We start from the raw sequence: 3,864 nt of genomic DNA on the forward strand, positions 1-3,864 counted from the left end.
AACAAAATGCGGCAACAGGAACCACCTGTCCCAACTATCGGTGTGGTTCCCTCGCAAAGGGGGCATACGGACTAAACCTTGAATATACTCTGTCGAGATCTCATCTTTCGGGAGAGCATTCCTAATCGCTTTCAAGCGAGGCACACTGCAACAGCCGGTACTGATTCCGTTCTGCGTGCGACCGATGCAAATCGCTTCTCGAACTCTACGAGGTAAGTGTTGACGCAGTTCTTCGAAACAACTCAAGGCATCATGCTAGTCGGAGCGATGATTGGGGCTGGCTGTTTCGCCGCCGGCACGATCATACCGAGCGTGCTGCGGTGGACGGCTGCCGAACGCGGTCGGAACCCAAAAGCCAAAGCGCGCAGCGCGGCAATGCTGACAGCTCTGGCATTAGACGATTTTGTCGGCGCCGCATACGCTGCCGTTCACGATACGCCTGAATTCAACCCAGTCAACGAAGGCGAGTTCGTCTTCCACACAGCGGATCCGGTTCTTGTCCTCCCACGGGCTGAAGACTTGAGCCTCCTCGGCGACGAGCTCTTCCACGAAGCTTTATGGTTATCGAACCGGGTGACGAACCTTGGGAACGCGTTGGATAACCTTGATCTCTCCGGCCCAGGCTTCGACAGCTTTTTCGAGCGGCGCCAGGAGGGCTATGCGGTGATCGCGGCGAAGGCGATGGACCTCATCGAGCGACTGCTTGCCGATTTTGATCTCAGTCTTCCGGAAAAACCTGACTACTACAGGCAACGCGATGGATTTGCCTCGGTCGTACAAGCTGCTGGCGAACGCAGCAACGGCATCAAGAAGACGGCAGCGAGGGTTCCGACCCCTGGTTCCAATGTCACTCATCTCTTCCCGAAGACAGGTGAAGAGGGCGAGTAGCGTCCCGTCCGGGCGCAAGGCGCCCAGCGGACGACGGGACCGTTGACCATCACGAAGTCCTATGTCGCATCTCTCCCGATCTGGCGGCTTGACGGTGTCGTTCGGATCATCGACACTCGGTAGTCAGAGGTTAATGGACCTGATGCTTGAGAGTAGCAGCCGCAAGCCCGGCTGCGCCGCTTCCCGCAACGCGGTCTCCAAGGGGAACCACCGTGTCTTTCGGACACCCTTCTCCGGAAACTTGTCCGCGATCATCGAGACCTTAAGAAGATGGACGGCCACGTGGTATTGGTTGGGACTCGTGTCCTTCCGATAAGAAAACGTACCGAACACGGTTTTGTCGACGACGCCTGAGACCCCGGCCTCCTCGAACGCCTCTCTCAGCGCCGCGGCGCTGCTGACCTCACCACCTTCGACGTGCCCCTTCGGAATGCCCCATCGACCGTTCCGTCGGCTGCCTACAAAAAGGATTTCAACTCCACCGTTTTCGTTCCGACGGTAGCAGAGAGCACCAGCCTGCGCGATATCGCGACCAGACACCGTTTTCGTAAGTTCTGTCTGGGCGCTTTCGTTGAGCATCGTCCGCCTCCGGTTTCGAAGCCCGCGCAAGCTAGCTGGACAAAGTTGAAGAGTCCAGTTTGCTTCATCACGTCGTGACGCGACCGAACTATGACAGGGCCTCCAGCGTTGATGAGCATCCAATCAGAATGGAGCCTGCCTTGCCATCAGAAATCGAAATCAAGCTCGACCTCTCTAGCGAAGCCCTTGAGAGCCTTTTGGGTTCCGATCTTCTCGGACAGCCCGACGAGGCGCTGCAGCAGTCTTCGACCTACTTCGAGACGGACGATCGTCGGCTGTCGGAGAAGGGGTTCTCTCTGCGTGTCCGCTCTACCGGCGCGTCCCACGTCCAGACTGTGAAGGCATCCGGGCCGGCGAAATCACTGTTTGTTCGTTCAGAATGGGAGACGTCCATTGAAGGCAATGAACCCGTCCTCGACCATACGAGCCCTCTCATAAGCGAGTTCGGACCGGAACTTGAGGTGGAAGCCGCTTTCACCGTGTTCATTGAGCGTCGCGTCTGGAACATCGAGTTGAACGGCTCTCGGCTGGAGGTGGTCGTTGATCGGGGAGACGTAGTGTCTGGCAACAGGCGCTCGCCTGTTCAGGAAATCGAGGTTGAACTGAAGGACGGCGATCCGAAGGACCTATTCATCTTCATTCGCAAGATCGACGCGATCGCGCCGTTCCGATTCGGCATTCAGTCCAAGTCAGATCGGGGCCTCGCGCTTCTGGACAGGCAGCAATTCATGTTCAAGGCAGAGCGCCTCGATCTCGAACGAAACATCAAGGCGTCTAGCGCCTTTCGAGAGATCGCCGCGTCCTGCTTTCGGCAGTTCCGTCTCAACGAAGAAATCCTTCTCCAGCGACGAAATTCGGAAGCCCTTCATCAAGCGCGGGTAGCTCTGCGGCGTCTCCGCTCTGCGTTCTCTCTGTTCAGGCCGCTCCTGATGGGCGACGAGCCGAAAAGGATCCAAGAGGAGCTTCGCTGGCTCGCCGGCGTCCTCGGCGAAGCACGTAATCTCGACGTCCTGCTTATGAAAGCGAAGGACTCCGATCTTCGGGCCAAGCTCAAGGATGCCCGCAACAAGGCATACGGCGACGCTGTCGAGGCTCTGGGGTCGGCGCGAGCGCGCGCGCTCATTATCGATTTCAACGAGTGGCTTCAATGTGACCTCGATCGCACTGGCGGCAGCGCAACTTCCGAGGACACATCGGCCTCGGAGTTTGCCGCGAGGGCCATCGAGAAGATGCGTAAGAAGCTGAAAAAGCATGGCAGTGCGTTGGCTGAGACCGACGACGAGCATCGTCACCAGGTTCGCAAGGACGCTAAAAAGCTTCGCTACGCGGCCGAGTTCTTCGGATCGCTGTTCGACGACAAGCGCGGCACGCGCCGGCACCGGAAATTCATCGCAGCGATGGAGGAGCTGCAGGACTATCTTGGAGCACTGAACGATCTGGCAACCGGACCGAAGGTGCTCGCGCAGCATGGACTGGCCAACCACCCTGCTCGAGATTCTGTCGTTTCTCACGATGACAAGAATGCGTTGATCCGCATGGCGCAGTCCTCAGTAGATGAGGTCATCGACACGAAGCGCTTCTGGCGCTGACATGAGGACGCCATGAACCTCAAGCGAAGGAACCTCAGCCTATCCGGCACGGTCGAGAACGTCGATGAACATGAGCAGACACGATGAATGACATTGACGTCTATCCGAAGCCGATCCAGCAATATGGTGCATTGTGTTTCCGAAACACACCCAAGGGGCCAATGGTGCTTCTTATCACGACGCGGGAGACGAGACGTTGGATGATCCCGAAGGGCTGGCCGATATCAGGTCTTAAGCCGCGCAAGGTGGCGGAACGTGAAGCCTGGGAGGAAGCTGGCGTGATCGGAAGGGCGAAGAAGAAGCCCTTCGGCGAGTTCTTCTATGACAAACTTATGCAGGACGGAAGTGGAGCGCGACCAGTCGTTGCCGTCTTCCTACTGGAGGTCCGCCGTAACCGAAAGCGCTTTCCAGAGATGGCCGAGCGAGACTCCGTGTGGCTGACGCCAATGGAGGCCGCCCGCCGCGTAGACGAACCGGAGCTTGAGCGCCTACTGCTCAAGTTTGGACGGATGTTCAAGCGTGCGGGACGACTCCTCTAGCTCGATCGGTCGCGGACATATTATCGATGTGGGGAATTCCCGTTCCGCCTTTCGTCAGCGACGAGTTCCTCTTGGAATGTGAACTCGCCTCTACTTCTCCAGGTTAGCTTCGACCTTCTTGCGGCTGTTGCCGACTTTTTTGACAGTCTCCCTGACCTTCGACTTCGAGACCCGTTCTTTTTCCGCCTCATACTGGACCTCGTGATCCTGTCCTCCCGCCACACGGGCTCGATCTTGCGCGCGGCCTCGGTTGGTGTTTGCCGTTGGGA

At 57.8% G+C, this 3,864-nt stretch carries 5 protein-coding genes; 3 read left to right on the forward strand and 2 right to left on the reverse strand.

Going from position 1 to position 3,864, the window contains the following annotated elements:
- The first annotated feature begins 219 nt into the window (after positions 1–219).
- The gene (locus AC1D1Z_RS34875; protein ID WP_018245203.1) at positions 220–888 is read left to right on the forward strand and encodes a hypothetical protein; all 669 of its coding nucleotides are present in this window, start codon (positions 220–222) and stop codon (positions 886–888) included.
- Between the two features lie 123 nt (positions 889–1,011).
- Here AC1D1Z_RS34875 and AC1D1Z_RS34880 read toward each other — a convergent pair whose 3' ends face one another.
- Positions 1,012–1,467, reverse strand: coding sequence for an NUDIX hydrolase (locus AC1D1Z_RS34880; protein WP_018245204.1), 456 nt, complete (start codon positions 1,465–1,467; stop codon positions 1,012–1,014).
- A gap of 140 nt (positions 1,468–1,607) precedes the next feature.
- Here AC1D1Z_RS34880 and AC1D1Z_RS34885 point away from each other — a divergent pair, with 140 nt between their 5' ends.
- Both AC1D1Z_RS34885 and AC1D1Z_RS34890 read left to right on the forward strand, forming a co-directional pair.
- Positions 1,608–3,056, forward strand: coding sequence for a CYTH and CHAD domain-containing protein (locus AC1D1Z_RS34885; RefSeq protein WP_245268265.1), 1,449 nt, complete (start codon positions 1,608–1,610; stop codon positions 3,054–3,056).
- A gap of 83 nt (positions 3,057–3,139) precedes the next feature.
- Positions 3,140–3,595: an NUDIX hydrolase gene (locus AC1D1Z_RS34890; RefSeq protein WP_018245206.1), complete on the forward strand. Its 456-nt coding sequence runs from the start codon at positions 3,140–3,142 to the stop codon at positions 3,593–3,595.
- 90 nt (positions 3,596–3,685) lie between these two features.
- Here AC1D1Z_RS34890 and AC1D1Z_RS34895 read toward each other — a convergent pair.
- Positions 3,686–3,864, reverse strand: a 179-nt coding sequence (locus AC1D1Z_RS34895) for a DUF3606 domain-containing protein (RefSeq protein ID WP_477853353.1), incomplete at its 5' end; no start/stop codon positions are given.

The sequence above is a fragment of the Rhizobium sp. P1_E1 genome (assembly GCF_056406015.1).